The 22737-nt window shown below is 67.6% G+C and carries 21 protein-coding genes, 7 tRNA genes and 1 pseudogene; 10 read left to right on the top strand and 19 right to left on the bottom strand.

Annotation, left to right across the window (positions count from 1 at the left end; genetic code table 11):
• Together FNH05_RS09035 and FNH05_RS09030 are read left to right on the top strand one after the other, a co-directional pair.
• A partial coding sequence (locus tag FNH05_RS09035) for a DODA-type extradiol aromatic ring-opening family dioxygenase (protein WP_144586873.1) occupies positions 1-476 on the top strand: 476 nt, incomplete at its 5' end.
• A 74-nt stretch (positions 477-550) separates the two neighbouring features.
• The gene (locus FNH05_RS09030) at positions 551-1186 is read left to right on the top strand and encodes an FMN-dependent NADH-azoreductase (RefSeq protein ID WP_144586872.1); all 636 of its coding nucleotides are present in this window, start codon (positions 551-553) and stop codon (positions 1184-1186) included.
• 813 nt (positions 1187-1999) lie between these two features.
• On the opposite strand, the gene FNH05_RS09020 is transcribed toward FNH05_RS09030, so the two are convergent.
• Positions 2000-2842: a TIGR03620 family F420-dependent LLM class oxidoreductase gene (locus FNH05_RS09020; RefSeq protein ID WP_144586871.1), complete on the bottom strand. Its 843-nt coding sequence runs from the start codon at positions 2840-2842 to the stop codon at positions 2000-2002.
• A gap of 99 nt (positions 2843-2941) precedes the next feature.
• On the opposite strand from FNH05_RS09020, the gene FNH05_RS09015 reads away from it, so the two are divergent.
• Both FNH05_RS09015 and FNH05_RS09010 read left to right on the top strand, forming a co-directional pair.
• Positions 2942-3820 carry a LysR family transcriptional regulator gene (locus FNH05_RS09015; protein WP_144586870.1) on the top strand — a complete coding sequence of 293 codons (879 nt, stop codon included), beginning with the start codon at positions 2942-2944 and terminating at the stop codon, positions 3818-3820.
• Positions 3821-4061: 241 nt separating this feature from the next.
• Positions 4062-4343: an SGNH/GDSL hydrolase family protein gene (locus FNH05_RS09010; RefSeq protein ID WP_144586869.1), complete on the top strand. Its 282-nt coding sequence runs from the start codon at positions 4062-4064 to the stop codon at positions 4341-4343.
• A 265-nt stretch (positions 4344-4608) separates the two neighbouring features.
• Here the strand turns inward: FNH05_RS09010 and FNH05_RS09005 are convergent, their stop codons facing one another.
• Positions 4609-5454 carry an SDR family oxidoreductase gene (locus tag FNH05_RS09005; protein ID WP_144586868.1) on the bottom strand — a complete coding sequence of 282 codons (846 nt, stop codon included), beginning with the start codon at positions 5452-5454 and terminating at the stop codon, positions 4609-4611.
• 244 nt (positions 5455-5698) lie between these two features.
• On the opposite strand from FNH05_RS09005, the gene FNH05_RS09000 reads away from it, so the two are divergent.
• From FNH05_RS09000 to FNH05_RS08990, 3 genes are all read left to right on the top strand, one after another.
• A complete protein-coding gene (locus FNH05_RS09000; RefSeq protein ID WP_144586867.1) occupies positions 5699-6523 on the top strand; it encodes a DUF72 domain-containing protein in 825 nt (274 codons plus the stop codon).
• Positions 6524-6810: 287 nt separating this feature from the next.
• A complete protein-coding gene (locus FNH05_RS08995) occupies positions 6811-7128 on the top strand; it encodes a hypothetical protein (RefSeq protein ID WP_144586866.1) in 318 nt (105 codons plus the stop codon).
• A gap of 47 nt (positions 7129-7175) precedes the next feature.
• Entirely contained in the window at positions 7176-7580 is a 405-nt protein-coding gene (locus FNH05_RS08990; RefSeq protein ID WP_246127623.1) for a hypothetical protein, read from the top strand.
• 419 nt (positions 7581-7999) lie between these two features.
• On the opposite strand, the gene FNH05_RS08985 is transcribed toward FNH05_RS08990, so the two are convergent.
• The 3 genes from FNH05_RS08985 to FNH05_RS08975 form a co-directional block, all read right to left on the bottom strand.
• Positions 8000-8374 (bottom strand): hypothetical protein, encoded by a 375-nt coding sequence (locus tag FNH05_RS08985; RefSeq protein ID WP_144586864.1) that lies wholly within the window; start codon positions 8372-8374, stop codon positions 8000-8002.
• Positions 8375-8891: 517 nt separating this feature from the next.
• Entirely contained in the window at positions 8892-12224 is a 3333-nt protein-coding gene (locus FNH05_RS08980; RefSeq protein ID WP_144586863.1) for a serine/threonine-protein kinase, read from the bottom strand.
• On the bottom strand, positions 12221-13096 hold the full coding sequence (locus FNH05_RS08975; protein WP_144586862.1) for a serine/threonine-protein kinase: 876 nt from the start codon (positions 13094-13096) through the stop codon (positions 12221-12223). The genes FNH05_RS08980 and FNH05_RS08975 overlap by 4 nt, the downstream gene beginning before the upstream one ends.
• Positions 13097-13114: 18 nt before the next feature.
• Between FNH05_RS08975 and FNH05_RS08970 the strand changes: the two genes are divergently transcribed.
• Together FNH05_RS08970 and FNH05_RS08965 are read left to right on the top strand one after the other, a co-directional pair.
• Positions 13115-13450, top strand: a complete 336-nt coding sequence (locus FNH05_RS08970) for a helix-turn-helix domain-containing protein (protein WP_144586861.1) — start codon at positions 13115-13117, stop codon at positions 13448-13450.
• Positions 13451-13453: 3 nt separating this feature from the next.
• Positions 13454-14110, top strand: a complete 657-nt coding sequence (locus tag FNH05_RS08965) for a hypothetical protein (protein ID WP_144586860.1) — start codon at positions 13454-13456, stop codon at positions 14108-14110.
• Positions 14111-14133: 23 nt separating this feature from the next.
• Here the strand turns inward: FNH05_RS08965 and FNH05_RS08960 are convergent.
• From FNH05_RS08960 to FNH05_RS08940, 5 genes and pseudogenes are all read right to left on the bottom strand, one after another.
• Positions 14134-14903 (bottom strand): annotated as a pseudogene (locus FNH05_RS08960) (IS5 family transposase); the annotation flags it as partial.
• Positions 14904-15074: 171 nt separating this feature from the next.
• Complete coding sequence (locus FNH05_RS08955) at positions 15075-15695, bottom strand: VC0807 family protein (protein WP_144586859.1); 621 nt, start codon at positions 15693-15695, stop codon at positions 15075-15077.
• A 32-nt stretch (positions 15696-15727) separates the two neighbouring features.
• Positions 15728-16273 carry a TetR family transcriptional regulator gene (locus FNH05_RS08950; RefSeq protein WP_144586858.1) on the bottom strand — a complete coding sequence of 182 codons (546 nt, stop codon included), beginning with the start codon at positions 16271-16273 and terminating at the stop codon, positions 15728-15730.
• A gap of 486 nt (positions 16274-16759) precedes the next feature.
• A complete protein-coding gene (locus tag FNH05_RS08945; RefSeq protein WP_144586857.1) occupies positions 16760-17329 on the bottom strand; it encodes a hypothetical protein in 570 nt (189 codons plus the stop codon).
• 483 nt (positions 17330-17812) lie between these two features.
• Positions 17813-18763, bottom strand: coding sequence for an AraC family transcriptional regulator (locus FNH05_RS08940; RefSeq protein ID WP_186382459.1), 951 nt, complete (start codon positions 18761-18763; stop codon positions 17813-17815).
• Positions 18764-18848: 85 nt separating this feature from the next.
• Here FNH05_RS08940 and FNH05_RS08935 point away from each other — a divergent pair, with 85 nt between their 5' ends.
• The gene (locus tag FNH05_RS08935) at positions 18849-19829 is read left to right on the top strand and encodes an NADP-dependent oxidoreductase (protein ID WP_222426558.1); all 981 of its coding nucleotides are present in this window, start codon (positions 18849-18851) and stop codon (positions 19827-19829) included.
• 318 nt (positions 19830-20147) lie between these two features.
• On the opposite strand, the gene FNH05_RS08930 is transcribed toward FNH05_RS08935, so the two are convergent.
• The 9 genes from FNH05_RS08930 to FNH05_RS08895 all read right to left on the bottom strand — a co-directional run.
• A tRNA-Ser gene (locus tag FNH05_RS08930) sits at positions 20148-20237 on the bottom strand.
• Positions 20238-20343: 106 nt separating this feature from the next.
• A tRNA-Ser gene (locus FNH05_RS08925) sits at positions 20344-20421 on the bottom strand.
• 8 nt (positions 20422-20429) lie between these two features.
• A tRNA-Leu gene (locus FNH05_RS08920) sits at positions 20430-20503 on the bottom strand.
• A gap of 33 nt (positions 20504-20536) precedes the next feature.
• A tRNA-Thr gene (locus FNH05_RS08915) sits at positions 20537-20612 on the bottom strand.
• Between the two features lie 12 nt (positions 20613-20624).
• Positions 20625-20698 (bottom strand) — tRNA-Leu (locus tag FNH05_RS08910).
• 215 nt (positions 20699-20913) lie between these two features.
• Positions 20914-20987 (bottom strand) — tRNA-Arg (locus FNH05_RS08905).
• Between the two features lie 5 nt (positions 20988-20992).
• Positions 20993-21076: transfer RNA gene (locus tag FNH05_RS37925), tRNA-Tyr, on the bottom strand.
• 581 nt (positions 21077-21657) lie between these two features.
• Positions 21658-22236, bottom strand: coding sequence for a GNAT family N-acetyltransferase (locus tag FNH05_RS08900; protein WP_222426557.1), 579 nt, complete (start codon positions 22234-22236; stop codon positions 21658-21660).
• Positions 22233-22737: zinc-binding dehydrogenase (locus FNH05_RS08895; protein ID WP_144586856.1), on the bottom strand; the 505-nt coding region annotated here is incomplete at its 5' end. The genes FNH05_RS08900 and FNH05_RS08895, both read right to left, overlap by 4 nt.

The following is a 22737-nucleotide window of genomic DNA, read 5'->3' as shown; positions in this document are numbered from 1 at the left end:
GCACCGGACCGGTCCACCAGTTCGTCAACCGCGGCCTCGACCACGGCGCCTTCATTCCCCTGATGGCGATGTACCCGGCCGCCGACGTACCCGTCATCCAACTGTCCATGCCGAGCCTCGCCCCCGATGCCCTGCTCACACTCGGCCGGCGACTGCGCCCGCTACGCGAAGAAGGCATCCTCGTCATCGGCTCCGGCTTCATGACCCACAGCTTCGCCGCCCTGCGGAACCCCGCCCTCGCCGGGCACACCAGAGCCTTCGACGAATGGGCGATCGACGCACTGCACCGCGACGACGTCGACACCCTCACCGACTACCGCGCGAAGGCACCCGGCGTGCAGATCGCCCACCCCACCGCCGACCACTACGTGCCGCTGTTGCTCACCGTCGGCGCCGCCACGGACCTCACCAGCACCACCTCCGCCATCAACCGCATCCACCTCGGCAACTCGCTCCGGTCGGTCCGGATCGACTGAGCCGTCCCCTTACATTTAAAGCTTTAAGTCAACTTGCTATGATCAATTAAAGCTTTAAGTCAGAGAGGATGACCATGACTCTGTTCCGCCTGGACGCCAGCATCAGCCCGGAGGGCTCGGCCACCCGGGAGATCAGCGACGTCGTCGAACAGGAGTGGCTCGCGGCCCGCCCCGGCGACACGATCACAAGACGCAACATCGGTTTCGATGTCCTCCCCGCCGACGCGTGGGGCACCGCCGTCAGCGCCCGCGACCTCCCTCATGCCGACCAGTCCCCGCGACAGCAGGAGGCCGTCGCGCTGGCCGCGACGCTGGTCGACGAACTGCTCGCCGCGGACGCGTTCCTGTTCGCGGTGCCGCTGTACAACTACGGCGTTTCCCAGCATTTCAAGACCTACTGTGACCTGGTGTGGACCGACCCGCGCGCGCACGGCCGGCGGTTCCTCGATGGCAAGAAGGCAGTGCTGACCACGGCCCGTGGCGGGGCGTACGGCCCCGGCACGCCGCGCGACGGCTGGGATCACGCGACGCCGTTCCTGCGCCGCATTCTCGAAGACGTGTGGGGCGTGGAACTGACCGTGATCGCGCGCGAGTTCACGCTCGTGGGCGTGCTACCGCAATTCGACGACTTCAAGGACATGGCTTCGGCGATGCATGCCGAGGCGCTCGCGGCGGCCCGGGACGCGGGCAAGGAGCTCGGAGCGCAGTAGGACATGCTCCCTCGCCGGATGGCCCGTTGACGCTTGATCGCGTCGGCGGGCCGCCGAGCGTGCGACAGGTTGCCCCGGTGTCGCTTGCTGTGGCGTCGAGAGGTCAGACACGGAGCAGGTCGGCCGAGACGGCCCAGAGGCGCTTGGCGGGGTACATCGGGCGCACCATTCGGCCGGCGCTCGGCGATGTGCCGGTGAACAAGCTGAGTGCGCGCATGCTGGAAGCGCTCTACAGCCAACTTCGCCGATGCAGGACCCCGCTGCAATGGAAAGCGCTTCATCGACCACAAGAACGAAGACGACCATGACGGCAAGGAAGCCGAGTGCGGGCCACACAAATGCAAGCCCATGGCTTCCTCATCGGTGCGGCAGATTCACTCGATCCTCAACGGAGTGCTCAGCGCGGCCGCACGGTGGGAGTGGATCAGCTCCAACCCCGCGAAAGTCGCCCAACGGCCGGCGCGGTGGCCCAGGTGGTACAGGTCCGGAGCTGGACCAGCCCGGCCAGCGCCGTCCGTCACGGTGCCGAAACCGGAACCGTCTCGAGGATGGCCACGCTGGAAGACTCAGCGAGTCGCCCCCGAGACGACGAACCGGTAGCTGCCCGAACCGACCTCGACCACCAGGCGGCCGCCCAGCGAGGTGACGGCCCGGACGCCGGGTGCGCGGGCCACGGGCTTACCGGATTCGGCAACCTGGTCCGCCCGTGAAGCTTGGTCTGGTCGTGGACTTCGGGGCCGGCGGGTAGGTGTCGTGGCGGAGCCGGCGGCGGGCGGAAGGCTGGGGCTTTCGGCCCGAGCGGTGGCCAATGTGCTATGCCCGCAGCGTCTCCGGTTCGCGCGCTGCTGCGGCGATCGCGCGCAGAACACCGATCGGGTCTTCGCCCACTGCGTGCAGGCCGACGTGGTTCGCTCCCGCCGCGATCTCCGCGCGGATGCCTGTCGCGATGGCCGTCGCGTCGCTGTGGAGCACGAGCGCGTCGATCAACCGGTCGCTGAACGGGTCGGTGAGGTCGCGGTCGGTGTAGCCGATCCGCCGGAGGTTGTCGGCATAGTTGGCGATACCGAGGATGGGGCGCAGCCCGGCCCGGCCGGTCTCCCGGGCCCGGTCGACGTCAGTGTCCAGCAGCACGCCGTGGCCGGGCGCCACCAGCTTGTCCGGTCCCAGGGCTTCACGGGCGCGGCGAGTGTGTTCGGGCGTCACCTGGAGCGTGAGTGTGCCCGCGGCGCGCTCGGCTGCCAGCCGGAGCATCTTGGGGCCGAGTGCGGCCAGTAGCACGCGCTCGGCGGGGACGCCGGCCGCGGTCAGGGTGTCCAGGTAGCTCGCGGTCTTCGCAACCGGTGACGTGTACCCGGTGTTGATTTCCCGGTGGCCGGCGCCGATGCCGATGAGCAGCCGTTCGGCGTGCTTGTTCGCGATCCGGTGGTAGGAGTCCGCGACGGTACCCGCGTCGGCCTGCCACACGTTGAGCACGCTGGTGCCCACCACGATCCGGTTCGTGGCGTCGAGCAGCCGCTCTGCCGAGAGGAGATCGGCGGCCGGCGACGCCGCCAGCCAGATCGCGCTGTAGCCGGCTTCCTCCAGTGCGACGGCGTCCGTCGCGGTCGCGTCGGCGGCGGTCAGGTAGGCACCGAGCGGCCCGAGTTCGATGGTCATGACCACGACTACAGCACCGGCTGGCCACGCGAACCAGCGCCAAGCCGTATGTGCTGCGATAAGCTGAGCTTATCGTTGATCCAGTCCCAGGTAGGAACCATGGAGTTACGGGCGCTGCGCTATTTCGTCGCCGTCGCCGACGAGCTGCACTTCGGCCGGGCCGCCGAGCGGCTGCACATCGCCCAGCCCGCGGTCAGCCAGCAGATCGCCCGGCTGGAGCGGGAACTCGGGGTCCGGCTGCTCGACCGGTCGCCCCGGCGCGTCCGGCTGACCGCGGCCGGGCGGCGGGTGCTCGATGCGGCGCGCAGCACGCTCGCCGCGGCCAACCAGGTACAGATAGCGGCGAAGCAGGTCCCGGCGGTTGTGCGCATCGGCACTGCCGCCGGCATGACCGCTCGTCTGGAACGCGGTATCGACGCTCTGCGCGAGGGGGCGCCGGAGTTCGACGTGGTGCTGGTCGATCTGCCGGTCGAGGCCCGGCTCAACGCTCTCCGGCAGGGTGACCTCGACCTGGCACTGACCCGTGGGGTGGGCTCCGTACCAGGGTTGACGGTGTTACCGGCTTGGCAGGAGAACTTGCTGGCGGTGGTGTCAAAGCATCATCCGGCCGCCGACGGGAGTGCCGTCAGCCTGGCCGAACTGGCCGGCGACACGCTGCGCTTGCCCGCGCGGGAGCACGACCCGCCGTTGCACGACGCCGTGGGCCTGGCGCTGCGCGAAACCGGGGTGTGTCCGCGAGCAGGCAGGCCGACCGGCACGCTCCAGGGCACGATCGTCGAAGTCGGCTCGGATTCGCGGAGCTGGACGGTGCTGCCCGCCGACCAGGTCGCCGAGATCCACTCCACCCGCGTTCGGGCGATCCCGCTCGAACCGGCGATCACGATCGCCGGTAGCGTCGTCGTCGCGGAAGACGCGGGTAGCGCGGCCGAGTGTGCGGTAGCGGCCTTCCGCGACGAGGGGATCCGACACCGTCCATAAGAGACGATCAACGTCGGCGCGCGCCCGTCGCGCACGCGCTCACCCGGTATCAGATGATTCGGACCGGAAGGGACCCACCGGTGTCGCGCTCGCCCGGGAATCGCAGATCCCGCGCAACGCTCTCATCCGGAGCGACACCGTTCTGAAGAACGAGTTCACCGAACTGGTCGAGGTACGTGGCGCGACCCGGGACGTCTACGGTTATTCCATACAGAGCGCAAGTCGGTCCGACGGCACCCCGATGCACGTCATCCTGGCCACCATCCCGCCCCTCGGCCTTGGCTCGTCAGATCCACGCGAAGCCGTCCGGGTCGCGATCAACCAGGACATCCGCAGCAACTACAGCCAATACGGAGCCGGCGAAGTCCTCGACCACGCCGTCGCCGACAACACCGGCGGCCACCCGAACCAGATCAACCCCAGCTACCTGACCAGCAACCAACCCAACGCCGCCTACTACCAGCAACTCGCCCAGACCCTCGCCGACGCCATCAACACATTCCCGCCGGCCGTGACCCTGTAAGCGAGCGGGCCGGGGTCTGCTCAGCTATCTCACCGAGACGGTCAAGGGCACGGACCGGGCGGCAAGGAAGCGCGCTGCGCAGCGCCCGGCCAGCACTTCCGTGCCACTCGGCACCGGCTCACTCACCAGGACCGCAACCGTGGACCCCTCGGCATATTCGACATCCCCCGATCACGGCCGGAATAGCCGAACTCGTCCTGGCCGGATCAGTGGACGCGACCGGCGCCTTGAGCCCCGCCCGGAAAGTTCCTCATGTCGGCGGCGGTCAACCGAACACATCGCGGTTCTGGCGCACGAAATCGGCGAGCCTGAGGGCAGCACGGCCGGTGAGATCAGGCACTGTCGAGGTCACAGCGTCGGCGCCACCGTTCCGGTAGGCGCGGGCCACCTCGATCAGAGCGTCGACGTAGAACTCTGGCATTCCCCGGTTCAGCATCGCGACGCGAGCCTGATCGTCGGCAAGCTCGGCATAGCGCACCGGCCTGCCCAACACGCCGGAAAACACCTCCGCAGCTTCGACGTAGGTCAGGGCTTCCGGCCCGGTGAGGTCGTAAATGCGCCCATCATGGCCGTCGCTTGTCAACACCCGCGCGGCCACCCGGGCGATATCACCGGCGCCGACAAAACTGATCGGCGCGTTGACCAGCGGAAAACTGAACTCCCCGGCCTGGCGAATGGAGGGCTGACGCAGGAAATTCTGCAGATAGAAGTTGGGCCGAAGAATGGTCCACGACAGCCCGGAGGCGGACAACGCCTGCTCAGCAGGCCGATGCAGCCGGGCGATCGGGGTCAGGCCTTCATCCGCCCGCCAGACCGACAGCTTGACCACTCGCGTACCCGCCGCGCGGGCCGCGTCAACCAGATTGAGTTCCTGCGCGGTCTGCTCCGGACCCATCGCCCCCAGCAGGAAGACGGCATCGACACCATCAAGCGCCGGCGCCAGCGTCTCCGGCTGTCCGAGATCGAGCGTCACCGCCTGCCAGCCCGACTCGTTCGCCTCGGCCGTCTTGCCCGGATCGCGGTAAGCGGCTCGGGTCGCCACCCCCTCGGCACGCAAGTGCGTCAGCAGCGCCGATCCGACGTTCCCGCTCGCGCCGGTCACCAAGATCATCCTCGTCCCCCTGCCGCCCAGCCCGAAAGCACACCGGAGATCGACTATGCCAGAAGAGGAGACGAACGTACCCGCCTCCCCATTCGCGAAGACCGGGGCGAGACGCGCCGAGAAGGTCCTGCCGCGCGGCATGCTCCCCGGACGCCGGTCCTGGGCCGTGAGTGAAAGCGGTTGCCCGGGTAGTAGTTTCCCTCACGACCGACGGGAGGCGGGTGGAGTGGCACGTCTTCACGTTGGCTGCGCGATGTGGACCCACAAGGCGTGGTCCGGGCGGTTCCTGCCACAGTCGCTGCCGGCCAAGGAGCGCCTGCGGGCCTACGCCGGCTGGTGCAACGCGGTCGAGGGCAACACCACCTTCTACGCGACCCCCGCCCGAAACACCGTCGCGGCTTGGGCGCAGCAGGTCGACCCCGATTTCCGGTTCGTGGTCAAGCTGCCCAAGGTCGTCACGCACGAGCGCCGGTTCGTGGCTGTCGAGGCCGAGATGCGGGCTTTCCTGGAGGCGATCGAACCCCTCGGCGAACGGGCGGTCCTGTGGACCCAGTTACCCAGCTCCTTCGGCCCCTCCGACGTCGACGCCCTCGGCCGCTTCCTGCGCCGGCTGCCCACCGACCGTCGACGCGCCGTGGAGGTGCGCCACCCCGGGTTCTTCACCGATGCCAGCTCGACGTCACGGCTGGAGCGGGCGCTGGCCGACGCGCACACCGAGTGGGTGCCGTTCGACACCACGGTCTTCTTCCAGAACCCGCCGACCAGTGAGGCCGAGCGCGACGCGTGGGCCAAGAAACCTCGGCTGCCGCGGCGGACGCGTGCACTGACCGACCGGCCGATCGTCCGCTACCTGGGCCGGGATTCGCTCGAGGAGACCATCGAGGGCTGGCAGCCGTGGACCAGGGTGGTCGCCCGCTGGTTGCGGGAGGGCCGGTTACCAACAATCTTCGTGCACACCCCCGACAACGACAACGCGCCGACGCTCGCCCGCCGCTTTCATGACGACGTGCGGACACTCGTGCCCACCCTCGACGCGCTGCCCGAGCCGGAACCCCCCAAGCCCGCAACCCTGTTCTGAACAATGCCACGATCGGGCGCGTTCACCTCGACCTGAGCACTGCTGTGCGACCGGATCCACCGGTGTCACTGGGCGGCGAGCCGTCCGCCAGTTTCTCGCCAGACACCACCCGGGTTGACCTGCTGGTTCACTGCGCCAATCGTGTCATTGCGCGTACCGCGGGTCGGGTTTCGCAGTCCCGCACTGCAGGCGCTGGGGGCCCGTACTGGCTGGATGTGTACCGCATCATGACTGAAAGTGCTCAAGTCGCTGCGGATGTGGGTGCAGGTGCGCTACGGTCAGCCATCGTGGACGATCAGCGGTGGGGTTTCGACTTGACGGCCATCGTCATCGCCCTGGTCACCTTTGTGGTCGGTGTTGCCGGCGCGATCATTGCGGCTTGCACGGTAGTCGGCATCCCTGCCGCGATCGCAGCGATCTTGGGGGCGGCCGGTGTCTCCATCGGACTGGTCGCGACCGCGCTTCTGTCGCTGCAGTCCCTGACCAACACCATCTCCAGCGAGCAGAACACCATCGCCCAGAAGGTGCACGACCTCGGCGACCAATGGGCCAAGTCCAATACCGGCGCCATGCAGGCCAAAACCGACTGGCACGTGGCGCAGTGATGCCAGACCTCGCTGGCACAGGCCGGATCGCTGCCATGTCGTTGAGCGTGAGCCTCATCGCGATCATTGTGTTCATCGGGCTGGGCTTCGCGGCACCCACCGGCACCCATCCTTTCTTCTATTTCGGATTGGCTTTTTTCGGGGGTGGGGCAATTAGTCTGCTCTTCGGCGGAATCGGCGTTGTTTTCGCGCGCGACCGTACCCCTAGCTCCCCGTCTCTGGACTCGCAGTTTTTCGGCGGGGTTCGCACGATGATGATGGCGATGTGGCTGTGCGCGCTGGTGATGGACGGCCTGGGCACCTTGATCGTGCGGGCCATTGCGGGCGGCAGGGGTGGTACGACCCCGCTGAGCACCGGTGTGCTGGTCATCGCGTTCACCGTTGCGACCGTCACCGTGATCTGCGCTGGGGTGACGGCCGTGGTCATGCGCCGCCGGCTCCGCCGGGGCTGAGCCGTGCCACATCATCGCGGCCGAGACAATCGCCCGATCGATCCGGCGCGGGCACGTCGTATTCACGAGCTCGCGGAACCTGCTCGTGCTCTGGAACCTGAGCGTCCTCATGGCATGCCTCGGCTGGCTCGGACTAGGGACCGGCCCTGGTCTGGCGCACGTACCGATCGGTGCGCCAGTGATCGTTGTGAGCGTGCTTGTGCCCACCGTCCTGGTCCTCTACAACGGCACTGTCACCGTCTTGGCAATCCGACTTCTGCGGAGCTAGAAATGCTCTCCCGCAAGAAACGCGGCCGACTATGTCGGGCACATCGTGCGCAAAACCGACGGCGTACCACGACTGCAGGAAGGAAGCCCGGTTCTCGCTCCACAGTCACAGCCCTCACCGGCCGGTACGGCGGATATCGCTCACGGTGTGGCTATCGCAGCACGCGCGCCAACCCGGACCGCAGCATGACAGCGATGAACACCAGTAAGAGCGTGAAGATCAACGCGGAAAAATCGATCGTGGTCCCTTCGGAGAGCTGGATGAGGATCTCGCTGACGACTGCGATCCCGGCCAGAACGAACGCGGTGGTGCAGGTGTGCCGTGCTGATCGACCATCAGGAAACCGCGCGAGCCCCCACCGGGTTCGCAACAACAGCACGGCCAGAGTCATCAGTACGCCCGCGCAGAACCACGTCTGGAACACGAATGGAGTCAGGATGACCGGGTCCCGACTGCCGACCAGCAGCTCGGCCAACCGTGGACCAAAGAGAATGAACGCCACGATGACCAGATTCAGTGCGGCCATGAGCAGGCAATACGACCGGACCTGCAGGATCTGCCGTTGCCGTGGATCCCTGTCGATCCGCCGGGAACTACTTGGCCGTCCAGCCACCCGAGGCCATCCTTTCAACCACCAGTTCCCGTCGGCGCTCGTCATCCCCCACGACATGGAGCAGCCGTACCCCCCGAAGTTGATCAATCTGAGCAAAACCGGTCGGACGCAGGAGTGAATTGGATACAATACTAGCCAAAGTCTCAGGATTCTCAGAAGATCTAAACCAGGAAAACGCGACCTCTTTTACGTGTTCACATAGCCTATCGACGATGGCAAGCCTGCTGCCAGGAACCGTTATGATCGCCCTGCCCTCCCTTGAAATATCAAGGAAACTGGTTGCACAGACGATTCCCTCCATGGAATCAGGACGCTTAACCGTGAGGCCCGCATTCGACCGCCTCTAAGCTCGGAGTCCTTCATCGAAGACCTCGAGGCCCACTCTGCGCTCGGTTACTGGCCGGGCCTGAGGCAGGCGGTACCCAGACGGTCAGGGTGCCCGCATCCGCGCCACGGTGCGCTCGGCGAGGGCGCGCCAAGCCGGTGCGCTCGCCGGGGCGATCCTGGCCACCCTGCCCACGAGTTCATCGATCACCCGGGCCGAACCCGCGTCATCGCCCAGCAGGGCCTGCAGCGAGGCGAGCCCGATGAGCGCCTTCGCCAGGTCCTCCAGGTGGTGTACCAGGCCGCCGTCCACCATGGCGGCGTAGGCGTTGCTGGCGATCGTGAAACCGTTGAAGGCCGCGGCATCGCGGTGCGCGTGTAGCGCAATCGCGCCCTGGTGACAGCCGGCCTGCCCGAGTAGCCGCAGGACCGCCTCGGTCGGGTGATACCGGCTCAACCACGCCAGATCAGCGATGATCGACTCGAGGGTCATGGACGCATAATGTGTCTGTCCGGCCCGGGACAACCGGCCCGCGTCGTTGACCTGAGCCTGCGCCTGCTCCAGCCAGCGGCCGAGGTCCGCCGGGCCGAGCGCGGTGAGGGCACGTAACTCGGCGAGCTGGGCGTCGATGCCCCGTGCCATGAAGGCCAGCTGCTCATCCGTGCGGCCAGCCTCGGCGAACACAGGTCGCGCGGCGGCGATGGCGGCGATCGCTCCGTCTACATCGGACAGTCGATGCAGGGTGGTGCCGTAGGCGACGCGGAGCCGGGCCGCCTCCAGGACCAGGTCGTCACGCCCGGCGCCGGTCAGCCGGTCGTAGACCTCCAGCGCCGTCTCGGCCGCCCGGGCCGCGCGCTCGTAGTCGCCGATCCGAAGGTGGTCGTTGGCGAGCCGATGGTAGGAGCCTGCCAACTCGGATTCACCTCGGAGACCCTGCCTGACCAGTGACTCCACGATGCGCACCGACTGCTCGATCACGCCCACGGCCTCGGCGAGGTAGCCGGCGTCACCGAGTGCGGCGGCCATGCTCTCCAAGATGAGGACCCTGGCCACGTCGCGGCGCGGCTCCGGCCCGTCGCCGAGCACGTCCAGCGCGTGCTGGTAACGCTCGCAGGCACCGAGCGGGTCCCCCGCGCGTCGGCGCAGCACACCGTGCTGGCGGTGTGCCATCGCGACCAACGCGCTCAGGTCGGCGGAGGTAGCCTCGTGCTCGGGAATAAGGCGCAGTACCGAGTCGAGTTGTTCGCGGGCGGCATCGGCGTCACCGGCGTCCATCAACGCGGCGGCAAGTTTCTCCCGGGCATCGGCCAGCTGCGCCAGCCACGTCTGCGATCCGTCCAGATCGGCCAGCCGTTGCCACAAGTCGACGGCCCGCCGGGCGACCGTCGCGCCCGCCTGCGGGCTTTCCAGCCTCCGCACCAGGGTTGACTCGTGGTCGTAAGCCAGTGCCAGCTCGTCGGCCAAGTCCGACCGCCCGTCGCGTTGCACGGCCTCGGCGAGCATCTTCGCCGCCGCGCGGTAGCCCTCGAGCGCAGGCCGTGGGCGGTCCAGGCTTTCCTCCGCCCGCCCGACCTGGAACAGCGCTTGCCCGAGGGGCCCGGTCAGCTCGTGCCACCCCTGTTCACGGACCAGTGGGCCGAGCAGGTCGACGGCGATCCGCGCGTACCGCAACTGCTCGGCCGGTGCCGCCGCGAGGACCGCGCGGTTGTAGGCGAGTTGCGCGCGGGTGGCGACCAGGTCGGAGCGACCCACCGTGCCGAGCGCGCGCAACCGCTCGTCGGCCCGCTCCCACAGCTCGCTGGCCCGCTCGGGTTCACCCGCTCGAAACGCCGCGTCCGCCTTGGCGGCCAGTACCTTCACCGCGCCCTCGTCGTCGCCCGCCTGCTCATAGGCGGCCAGGGCACGGTCGTAGAGGTCGAACGCGACCGCTTCCGATGACTGAGACAACAGCGTGTTCGCCATGCCCAGCAGCGCGGTCGCTTGAGTGTGCAACGCCTCCTCACCATCGCCGAGCGTTTCAGCGGTGGCGATGGCACTGTCGTGCACGTCCAGCGCGGCAACCATATCGCCCATATCGCGCAACGCGAGCGCGAGTTCGTTCAGCAGGGCCGCCTGCAAAGGGGCGCCGGCATCGAGGTCGACGGCGGCCCGCAGGGTGGCGATGCCGCCGGCCGCATCGCCGAGACTGAGCTGGATCCGCGCGATGTCCCCGCGAATACGGGCACGCTCCCAACGGCTGACCGGAGAGTCGGGCAGCTGGTCGAGGACCCGGCGCGCCTCGGCCAGCGCGCGGAGATCCTCCAGCGCCTGCGACCTGCGGTTGCCGCGCTGGGTGGGCAGGAACCGGCCGGTCTCGCGCAGATCGATCCCTGCCGCCTGGTAGGCCAGCGCGAGCCAGCGTCCCGGGTCGGACCACTCGCCGCCGCTCAGCAGACGGCGCTCGTGGACCACCCGCGTCTCGTCCGAAGTGGCAGGTCGCGGGGTGGTCGGCAGGCCGGCCACCGTCGCCAGCCGGTCGGCCACCTCGCCCAGGGAACGTGGGCGTTCGGCGGGTTCGGGTCGCAGGCACGCCCGCAGCAACTCGAGCAGACCGGCGGGCGGCGGCAACCGCCATGCGCTCGCGGGCCGCTGCGCCAGTCGTTCGAGCACCGCGTCGGCCAGCGCACCGGACGGCCAGGTCCGCTCACCGGCGAACGTCTCCAGCGCGGTGACCGCCCAGCTCCACACGTCCGCGCCGCGGCCGAGCGACTCACCCTCCGCCTGCTCCGGCGAGGCATAGGCGAGCGTGTGCCCCTGCGCCACCGCCCGGATCGAGGAGTCCGGTCTGTCGATCATCTGGCGCAGGACCGCTTTCGCCGCCTTCCGCTCGTCCTCGTTCATGTCCGGACCGCCGGCTATGTAGTCGAGGACCGCCTCAAGCTGGACGGCCTCCTCCGGAGTCCGCATCGCGCCGGTGGCCAACCCGAAGTCGGTGACCTTCGCGGTGCCGTTCTCGGTGAGCAACACGTTGGCGGGCTTGAGGTCCAGGTGGAGCAGGCCGGCCGTGTGCGCCGCGTCCAGGCCCCGTGCGATCTCGATCGCGATCCGGCAGGCGGTGCGCACGGCGTGGTCGCCGGTGTACAGGCGGCCGGTGCGGATCCACTCGGCCAGCGAGCCGCCAGGGACGTACTCGCTGAACACCACGAGCTCCTCGCCCAATGTGCGCACGAACCGGCAGGCCGCCAGATGCGGGTGTTCGGGCAACCCGATCCAGCGCTGCGCCTCGGCCAGAAATCCCTGCCGCGCGACGGGATCGTCCACCGTGATCCGCTTGGCCGCGTACCGCTCGCCGGACCGGCGGTTGCGCACCAGCGCGACCCGGCCGAAGCCCCCGGCCCCCAACTCGCGTTCGACGGTGAACTCGGCGAGCACCGTGCCGCCCGGTTCCCACGCCGTCATATCGCCTCCAACGCCGCGCGGAGTTCGGTGGCCGTGCCGAACCGCAGATCGGGATCGTCGGCAAGGGCTTCGTCGAGCAGCGTCGCGAGGCGGTCCGGCACCGGCACGCCCCGCTGGCGAAGAGGCACGGGACGGCTGCGCCACGCGGTCAGCCAGGGATCCTTGCCCGGCCGGAAGTCGCGCGGGGTGTGCGCGGTGAGGGCGAAGTAGAGCGACGCCGCCGCGGCCCACACGTCCACGGCTGGGGTGGCGTATTTGAAGTCGATCACCTGCTGGCGTGGCATGAACGCCGGCGTCCCGGCCGAACTGCCGGTGCGGGTCAGCCCACTCAGCCCGGCCAGTTGAAACGCCTTGGCCAGCCCGAAGTCCGCGACCTTGGCGACGTCACCGGCGCCGGCCAGCAGGATGTTCTGCGGCTTGACATCCCGGTGTACCAGTCCGACAGTGTCCACTCGCCCGCCGTGCGCGTCGGTGGCGGTAACCGGTGCGGCGTGCGCGTACTCCAGCCCGGCAAGCACTTGGGTGATCAGTGACACCGCCTGGTCGGCGGGGAGCGGCCCCTGCTCGCGCACCCGTTGGGCCAGGTTGCCGTGCGCACAGAGTTCCAATGCCATATAGGGAATGTCGCGCACCAGCCCGCCGGCATGAGTACGGACGATGTTGGGGTGCTCGAGCTGACGGCTGTTTTCGATTTCCCGCCGCACGTGGGCGGCGGCGTCCGGCCCGGTTGTGATGATCTTGAGGGCACAGGGTTCACCGGTGTCCTGGTCGGTCGCCGCGTAGACCACGCCCATGCCGCCGCGGCCGATTTCCTCCCCGATCAGCCACTGGGCCAGCTCCGGCACGTCCCGGAGGTCGTCGACGAATGCCATGGTGGTTACCTTAGGTGCATGACGGACTCCAGTTCGGTCGATCCGTTCAGTACGTTTCTGAACACGCAGTCGGGTCACGTCTCGATCGGGGGCCCGCCCGCGGCCGAAAGTGCCGTGAGCGAGTTGCCCGACGAGGCCTGGACCGTGCTGCGCGTGCTGGGCCGGGAGCGGGCCGCCGAGGTGGCCAGCCTCAAGGCGGCGACCACGCTGCCCACGATGCTCGTGGTCAGGCTGCTGGCGATGCTTGAGGAGCGGGGCCTCGCCCGGGTCCTACAGGACGACGAGGACGACATCGCAATGATCACCAAGGCCGGACGCACCGCACTGGCCGCCCGTACCGAGAACCCGGACTGACCGATGGGCTATCTGGTCGCTTGTCTGGTCGGAGCGTTGGTGGGCGCGGCCGAGCTCGCGTCCCGCTACCGGGATCGGCCGGCCACGCTCGTGAGCGTGCCGAGTGCATGGTTCTACGTTGTCTTGAATGCCGCGGCCAGCGGTGTGGCGCTGCTGCTGATCCGGACATTCGGCTGGCGGTTCGGCGCCGACACCGACGCGCACGCCGCCGCTGTCCAGGTACTCGTCGCGAGCCTTTCCGCGCTGGCGCTGTTCCGGAGCTCACTCTTCACCGTGCGGATCGGTGGGCAGGACATCGGCGTTGGCCCGAGCACTCTCCTCATAACGCTGCTCAACGTCGCCGATCGCAGCGTCGACCGGGTTCGCGCCAGGGACCGCTCCGGTCAGATAACCAAGATCATGGCCGCCGTCTCGTTCGCCAAGGCCCAGGCAGCCCTGCCCGCCTTTTGCCTGGCACTCATGCAGAACGTCACTCCCCAGGAGCAACGTGACCTCGCTGTCGCCATCGACGCCCTGGCCGCGGGCAAGATGACCGACACTCAACGCACCTATGCCCTCGGCCTCCTGCTGATGAACCTGGTCGGCCCCAAGGTGTTGAGATACGCGGTCGAAGCGCTCAAGGACGAAATCCGCGACGACGGACGGTCAGCCGGGGCCTGATGACCGATTGGCGGAGGCAAGAGCAGTCGGCGGAAGCAGATAATCGCGCAGCCCAAGCGCAGGAACGCTTCGTGGATGTCGTCGCGGATCTCCCAGCGGATGCGTAGCCGCCGGAACCAGTGCAACAGGGCGAAGGTCTGCTCGACGCCCCAGCGATACTTGCCCAGCCCGGAACCGTGCGCGGTGCCGCGACGGGCGATGACCGGCGTGATACCGACTGCCTGGACCTGCTTGCGATAGGTGTCGTGGTCGTAGGCACGATCAGCGAAGATCGTGTCCGGGCGCCGACGCGGACGGCCCCGGCGACCGCGCACAGGCGGGATGGCCTGGATCAGCGGCATGAGTTGGGTGACGTCGTTGCGGTTGCCGCTGGTCAGCGACACCTGCAACGGGATGCCGTGCCCTTCGGTGATGACGTGGTGTTTCGAGCCAGCTCGGGCACGGTTGACCGGGCTCGGTCCGGTTTTGGGCCGCCTTTCATCGCCCGCAGGTGCGAACCGTCGATCACCGCCCTCGACCAGTCCAGTTGACCGGCGGCCTTCAACTCGGCGAGCAGATTCTCGTGCAGCCGTTGCCAGACTCCGACCTCGCTCCAGTCACGCAGCCGCCGCCAGCAGGTCATACCCGATCCGAAGCCCAGCTCCTGGGGAAGGAACTCCCACGGAATCCCGGTATGCAGGACGAACAGGATGCCGCACAAGGCCTTGCGGTCATCCAGCCGAGGACGGCCCGGACGGTCGCTGCGCCGAGGGACAACGACCGGCAACAACGGCTCAATCCGCGCCCCGGGCATGACCGACCTCTGGTCAGATCGGGGCGTCAGCGCATAGCGTGTCCCGGCTGCCCAGCAGACGCATCGACGCGACACCCTCGTGCGCCAGCGGGTGGCAGCACCATCATCTCGGTTCCCCCTTGGGCTTGCCGGACGCGTCCCGACCCGACTACGACTCTTACCGTGGTCCGGTCACCCCGAACGGATCGGCGCGTAGAGCGCGGATCGTGGGTTGTAGAGCCCGGTGCGGTGGTAGTAGATGTTGGTGATCACCTGAAGTGCGACGAACAGCACGGCGTACTGCGCGCCGTTGAGCCCCGGCACCGCATTGACCGGCATGGTGTAGGCCATGACGAAGCGAAGCGCCGCATCCGCGATTGTCGCGACACCCCAGATGACACTGGCGACGCGCCAGACACGGCGGAAACCAGGCAGGCGATCCCACAGATAGTCCCAGGAATCGCCAGCCGGGCCGACACGCCCTTCAAGCAGCGCGCGGGCAAAGTAGAACACCACGGGTCGAGTGCGCCTGGTGCTGACCAGCAGCCAAAGGCCGGCGATCCCGGTCATCCAGCCGTCCTTGGCCAGCAGGAATCGGGGCGAGCCACTGATCAGCGCCGCCCCGGCGGAGGCCACCGTCATACCGACCATGAACGCCCCGAGACCGTCCAGCCGCCGATGCCGCACGATCTGGGCCAGCGTGCTCAGGCCGGGCACCACCGCACTGATCAGCAACGCGAGGAAGACGCCCACGCCGAGGCTGTGCAGCAGGTAGTACAGACCTATGGGTGCCGCCGTGTCCAGCAGCATCATCAGCCCGGCGCGACCCCGCCGTGCGGGCGCATTCACCGGGCGCTCCTGGTGGCGAGATCCAAGGTGGTGACCGATTCGACGGCGCAGGCCGCCAGGTCGAGGTCCGGATGCGACTCCGGTAGCATGGGTAGCCCGTCCAGGCCGCGTCGGATGCTCGCCGCCATGATTCGGCGTTCGAACTGGCGGAATTCTCCGTCACGTTGCCCATCGCGCAGGATCCGCTCGATGGGGTCGAGCGCCACCAGTTCATGTTCGGCCGGGTCGTAGGACACCGTGCCGTTGAGGAAGCAGCTGAGCAGCGCTTTCATCTCGGTGCGATGACGTGCGATGAACTCGACCTGCCCCTCGATGTAGGCCCGCAACGCGCCCGGCGCCGTGGACTGTTCGGCCATCCGCTCCGCCATGAACCGGCCCATCGTGCCGTAAACCTCGGCGATGACCTGCTCAATCAACTCCTGCTTGCCGGCGAAGTAGTACGAGATCAGCCGGGTGCTGGACAAGCCGGCCCGCTCAGCGATCCGCGTGAACGACGCCTCTCCGTACCCCGGCGCGGCGATGGTGTCGATCGTGGCCGCCACGATCTGCGTGCGACGGGCCGTCGCCGTGAACTACTTATCCCCCACCCCTCCGGCTTACCGGCACAAGTAAACTATACCTCGCTTAGGTAAGTCGTGCCGCCGGCTTCGGCCACTCGATACACGAGGCCGGATGATCGAAGGCGCAACCAGGCGTTCAGCACCGAGCACGCCAGCGGCGCCCCTTCCGGCGCGGCAACTCACGAGCGCTGCCAGAACGATTTTGACCAACCCGGGAGGAAACCACCCTCACCGATCAGCGCCCAACCACCCTGGACATCACCTGATCCAGCAAACCAGCATCGATCATGTCGTTGATCGCCTGACGCGCTGGAGACCGATCATCGGCCAAGTCGCCTATTTACTCTTTCAACACGAGTTGATCTCATACGCAGACCATGTGACGCGCCCCTCCGGGACGATCTTGACCGGCGTGGCGGGCGCGCCTGGAGCACTAGCGCCATTCGCGGCGTTGACCAGCGCACGTGGTCAGCTTAGTAATCCATTTCTCCACATCTCGCCGGGCGTCAATTCTTTCACCTCCTGAAGCAGCCCCCAGCCAAACCTCAGAAAGTGCCACTTATCGGATTTGCGATCTCGAGCCAAGTAACTCTTATAGTGCCCCCAACTGTCACCCTCTCGAATTTGATCAAAACTCGCAGCGAGGTCAACTTCCAGAAACTTCCAGGGCGCAACGCTTTCACCGGCAAGCCCCCTTGCCGGATGCTTCTGAAATCTCATATTCTCAATGTACCTACCGCTGCTATCCAAGGACAACTCGAATGCGAATTCCCACCAAAGAGGCAGGTGATACAGATATATTCCCTGTTGAATTCGGCTCCATTCAGCCAGGAGATTCTCTCTCAAAATGGACCTGAAACTATCTGCGGCATTAGCGAACTGCCGCATTATTTGAGATACCTTCCCGCATCTTTCTTCCATTTCTCCCTTGGTTTGCCCCAACCGTTTAAGCGTCTGGGACAAAAGGTCGACCGGAGGCTTCATGCTGTCAAGTAAATAAAGCTCGAAATCTACGGCATCTATATCGTCGATCGACAAGGTTGCACTCCTCGAAACCGCCTCCGTTAGCTATATGGTTAAACTGCCCACCTCAGTCCGGCCGAGTGTACTGGTTCGCCCGCTCGTCCAGGCCGGTGTAAAGCCACAGACCTACCGGTTGCCGGAGCGACCGGAGGTGCGTATCCGTGAACGTGACCCGCGCTCGTTGGACCATGTGCCGCCCTCCGAGCTGGCGGCCTTGATGACCACGGTCGCCGACGATCGCCCAGGGGACAGCGATGAGGAGATTGTTCGCCGCACAGCACAGTTGCCCGGCGTCGGCCGCTTGACCCAGCAGGCACGAGAGCTACTCGCGCGCGCCCGGAGCCTCGTAGCCGCACCGGTAAGCCCAGCGCCTCACCTAGACCGTCAAAGGCACGGACAAGGCGGCGAAGAAGACGGTCCATCGGACTTCGCGCAGGATGTGTCGATTTCGAAGCCAGGCAGTAGCGGCTGTTCACGACTACGGACGGGAAGAGCAGGTCAGGGAATTGAGGCCGACAGGCGGCCGTCGTCGCGCGCCGCGGTGCGATATCGCCCGGGAGCCACACCGTGGGAACGGGCGAAAGCCCTGCTGAAGGCGGGGACCGACTGATAGCCGACCGCCGCGGCCACGGACTCGACCGGGTCCTGGGTCCTGCGGAGGCGGACCGCGGCCAGGTCCATACGCCACTGCGTCAGGTAGGCGGCGGGGCTCTGTCCGGTGGCTGCCGAGAACCGACGGGACAGAGTCGCCCGGGAGACGTCGAGAGCGAAGGCCAGCCTGGTCGTGGTCCATGGCCGTGCGGGCTCGGCGTGCAGATGTTCCATCGCGCTGTGCACGAGCGGGTCTCCCAGCACTCCGAGCCAGGTGCCACGATGTCCGGACTGCGTGGGCAGCCAGGCCCGCACGAGTTGTACGAGCAGGACGTCGACCAGGCTGTTCAGCACCGCCCTTCCCGCCAGGCCAGGGTGGCTCAATTCTCGCCCGAGCATCCGGACGGTGTCGTCGAAACCAGCCTCGCCCTGGTCCCCGCGGATGTGCACCACCGCCGGCAGCGTGCCGAGGATCTGGGTGTGCACGGTGTGGTCGCAGTCGTAGCTGATGGTCAGGATGCGGGTGCGGGTGGGCTGCGCCCCGAGGCGGATCACCCCACCTGCCTCGAACGCCCGAGCCACCACTGCAGGATCGGCTACCGGGGTACCCGTCCCTGGCGCGCTGCCGAGCACGTGCGACGGCCCGCCTGGCATGAGCACCACGTCTCCCGCCGCCAGCTCCAGCCACTGTGGTGAAAAGCCTTCGAGACCGAGCCAGGCGCTGCCGGCGGTGACCGCATACAGAACCGCCGTGCTACAGCCTGCCATCGGGACCGACCAACTCCCGCCCGCCTCCAGGCACGTGCCGATCGTGCCCCGCACGCCGGAGATCTCCAGCACGTCCGCAACGAGATCCATGCGGCCATGCTAGATGAGGCAAATGAGCAAGAAAGTGAGTGTTTCAAGCATCGACTGCTCACGAGCTGCTCCATACGGTGAATTCATGACAGCCGACACCATGCGGGCGCTCGTCGCGACCGGCTACGGAGATCCCGAGCAACTCACGATCACCGAACTGCCCGTGCCACGTCCCGGCCCCGGCCAGATCTTGGTGAAGATCGCCGCCTCGACGATCAACCCCACCGACCTGCGCGTCATCGCCGGCGGCTTCCGCGACCTGGTCGAACTGCGGTTCCCCTACACACTCGGCAACGAGTTCGCGGGCACCGTCACCGAAGCCGGACCGGGCGTCACCCGCTTCCGCGCGGGCGAGGAAATCTTCGGCATGGCCTTGCCCCGCCAGCTACGCGCTGCCGCCGACCCCGTACGACCGTCACTGAGCACCGGTGCCCTCGCCGATTACGCGGTCTTCGAGGCGGACACGCCCGCGCTGGCCCACCGCCCGGCCGCCCTCGGCGCGGAGCAGGCCGCGTCCCTGCCGATCGCGGGCGGCACCACGCTGGCGCTCATGGACACCGCGAAGATCCGCCCCGGCGAGTCCGTCCTCGTCATCGGCGCCACCGGCGCGGTCGGCCTGACCCTGATCCCGGTCCTGGCCACCGCCGGCGCTGAGATCACGGTGACCGCCCGCACCACCGAGGCCGCCGACCTGCTGCGCAGCCTCGGCGCCCACCACGCGGTCGGCTACGACGGCTACCCCACCGGCGTCGACGTCGTCCTCAACCTCGCACTCTTCGCCGACGGCCTGCCTGCTGCGGCACGCAGCCTGCGCCCTGGCGGCCGGCTGATCTCGATCATCTTCCCGCCACCGGAGCCCAAGCAGTTGGAACGCGATGACGTGGAGCTGGTCTTTGTCATGCATACAGGTGATGAGGCCAACGGCGCGCGGGCCGTCGCCGAAGCCGCGATCGCGGGCCGGCTCTCCACGCCGATCGCCCGCCGGTACTCACTCGACGACGGCGTCGAAGCGGCGATCGACTACGCCCGCCTGCACCCGCTCGGCAAAATCGTCGTCACCGTCTGAGCAGCGGAACCGCGCAGGTCCCGCTGCACGGGAAGCGCGCCTGTCGTTGGCGAAAGCCGCAGTCGGGGTCGAGGCAGTGGGGACAGCCCAGCGCTCACGCGGGGATCTGCACAGCGGAGCAGGGCATCGGCGGAGACCCACCCGGGAGTCGAACCCGGTTGATTACCACGGCTTTGCAGGCCGCGCCACGACCGTCGTGCAGTGGGCCACGGTACCGGCGGAACACCGGGCAGGGTCGCGCGCCGTTGAGTTGCCGCAGGGGACTCGAACCCAATTGAGCTAACGACCCAGGTCACCGCCGTTGGCGGGGCGGTGCGGCGGAGGATGCAGGATTCGAACCTGCGCGGCGCTCATCACGCCGACCACCGTTTTCGAGACGGTTGCCTTACCGGGCTCGGCCAATCCTCCAGGCACGACAACAGGGTTTCCCGCAGTGTCGTGGTGGTCGAGGTGCCATCCGTCGGTTCATCAGCGCGCTGCACGGACCGTCATGTTCCACCTCATTCTCGATGCGCGGAGGGCGCGCGATGCGAACGCGCGCCGGGACCTCGGGTTAGCAGCCCGGTGCCTTGCCTGGCTCGGCCAGCCCTCCAAGATGCGTGCCCCCACCAGGATTCGAACCTGGACTGTCCGCGATCTGAGCGCGGTGCCTCTCCCAGTTGGGCTACAGGGGCGTCGCCGCCACCCGGGCGAGCCGGACGGGGCGGTGGAGCCGCACCTGGGAATCGAACCCAGTGCCCCCCGCTTACGAGACGGGTGCTCGGCCAGGTGAGCTTGTGCGGCAGGTCGTTCGCGTGCGGCTCCGGGGAGTCGAACCCCGACTGGACTGGTTCTCGACCAGGTGCCTCTGCCAGTTGGGCTAGAGCCGCGAGACGGTCACCGGCGCTCCCGCCGCGGTGACGTCGAAGTCGTGCGTGATGGCTCCCCAGGGACTCGGACTTTGATCGCCGGGGCTTCATGTCGTTGCGCTAAAGAGCGTGCTGGAAAAAGTGTCGTCGGAAACCCGCGATCGTCGTAGGGACAGTGCGGTGTCCTCGCCGCTACGTGAGCGTCGGGACGCCGGTGCTGAGTTCGCACCGGCCAGTACCCCTGCCAGGACTCGAACCTGGGACCTCCGCATTCGTAGTGCGGCGCTCTGTCCTGCTGAGCTACGGGGGCATGAGTGGTGAAGGAGGGAGTCGAACCCCCTGTGTCACGAGGACGCCCGGTTTACCGCCGGGTGGGGCTCCTACAGCCCCATCTTCACCGGAGGGTCCGGCCGCGCGGTAGCGACCGGACCCGGTGCTCGCTCTGGCCGCCGGTGCGGCGGCCAGAGCGAGCCTGGGAAATGTCTTGCTCCGCTGTGTAGATGTCAATGAACTGCACCGGCCCATCGCGAAATGGGCGGCGTGAAGCACCGGCGGGAGGAGTCGAACCCCCGGCAAACGGTTTTGGAGACCGCCGCGCTACCGCTAGCTCGCGAATTAATTGATTTTCAGGGTGCGCTCAACAGAGAAAGCCGCCCGGATCGGTTTCCCGATGGGCGGCTCCCTCGACCTGACGAGTTCTCTGTCATGGTGGGGAGCCCGCGCCGCCCAGAAGGCTGTCTTCCAGCCAGGAGAGTGACTCCTGGGGGCCGCCGTTCGACGAACAGATGACAGCGATCGTCGCGGCCAGATACTGGCGTCGCGCCCCTCGCTTCCGCATGTTCGTCATGATTGCCCCTTCATTCGCTGATGTGCATCATCATCGCTCACCGGTCCCGCCCGGTCAATCGGATTTTGCGGAGAAGTCGAAGGCATGGTTGTTCGATGCGACTGGCTCGCAATTTTCCGGTCCGCTGCCGCCATCAACGCGTGGCTGTTACGTACTGGTCTGACGACAACTCGAACACCCGTACTCGCCGGCCGCAGGTGGGATTGACGGTCTCCCGGACCGGATGCATCCCCAGCTTGGTCGCGATCCGCTCGGAGGCGTCGTTGCCCACTTGGATGATGCTGACGATCCGCTCCAGCCCTCGCTCTTCGAACCCGAACCGGACAGCGGCCTCGGCGGCCTCGGTGGCCAAGCCCTGCCCCCAGTGGGAACGTCCCAGCCGCCAACCGGCCTCAACCACCGGCAGTACCTCCGGCAAGAAGCCGGGCACCGAAAGGCCGGTGAAACCGGCCAGCTCGCCAGTGGACCGGATCTCCACGGCGAACAGGCCGAAGCCCCGTGACTCCCACTCGCTCTCCCACGCCTGGACCCCGTCGCGAGTCTGCTGTTCATCACGGACGCTGCCGTCACGGATCCACCGCATGACCTCGGGGTCGGCATTGACGGCAGCCATGGGCGCCACGTCGTCCTCGCGCCAGCGACGCAGGATCAAACGGGGAGTCTCAAGCGTGACCATCGGATCATTCTGGATCATCTGGGACCAGAGCGTCACGGCAGCAGGATGACCTTGCCGAACTTGCCCGGGCCGGCCAGGCGGGCGTAGGCGTCAGCGAACCGGTCGAGCGGGAAGGCCGTGTCGACGGGTACCCGCAGCCGGCCCTGCGCCAGCAGAGGCACCACGGATGTCCGTACAGTGGCGGCGAGGAGCGCCTTTTCGGCGTGTGAGCGCCCGCGGATGGTGGTGCCGATCAGTTGGGCACGGGCGAGCATGAGGTCGAACATGCGCAGCGGCGCCGTGGCGCCTGCCTGGACTCCGACGATGACGATCTTGCCCCGGCTGCGGAGCAGAGCCACCCGCTGCAGGCAGTCCTCACCGCCGACCAGCTCCACGATCACGTCGTAGGGCGCGTGCGCGGCCTCCTGGCCGGGAGTCACCACGTCCACCCGGCCGTCCGGCGCGAGTGCCCGCACGCGATGGTGGAGTTCGGGCCGACGCACGCCGGCCACGGTGTGCGCCCCGGAGACCGCGGCGACCTGCACCATGGCCGTGCCC

The organism is Amycolatopsis rhizosphaerae, assembly GCF_007713715.1.
Taxonomy (GTDB): Bacteria; Actinomycetota; Actinomycetes; order Mycobacteriales; family Pseudonocardiaceae; genus Amycolatopsis_E; species Amycolatopsis_E rhizosphaerae.
The sequence above is the reverse complement of the archived record's forward strand: the minus strand, read 5'-3'. Positions and strand labels throughout refer to the sequence as shown.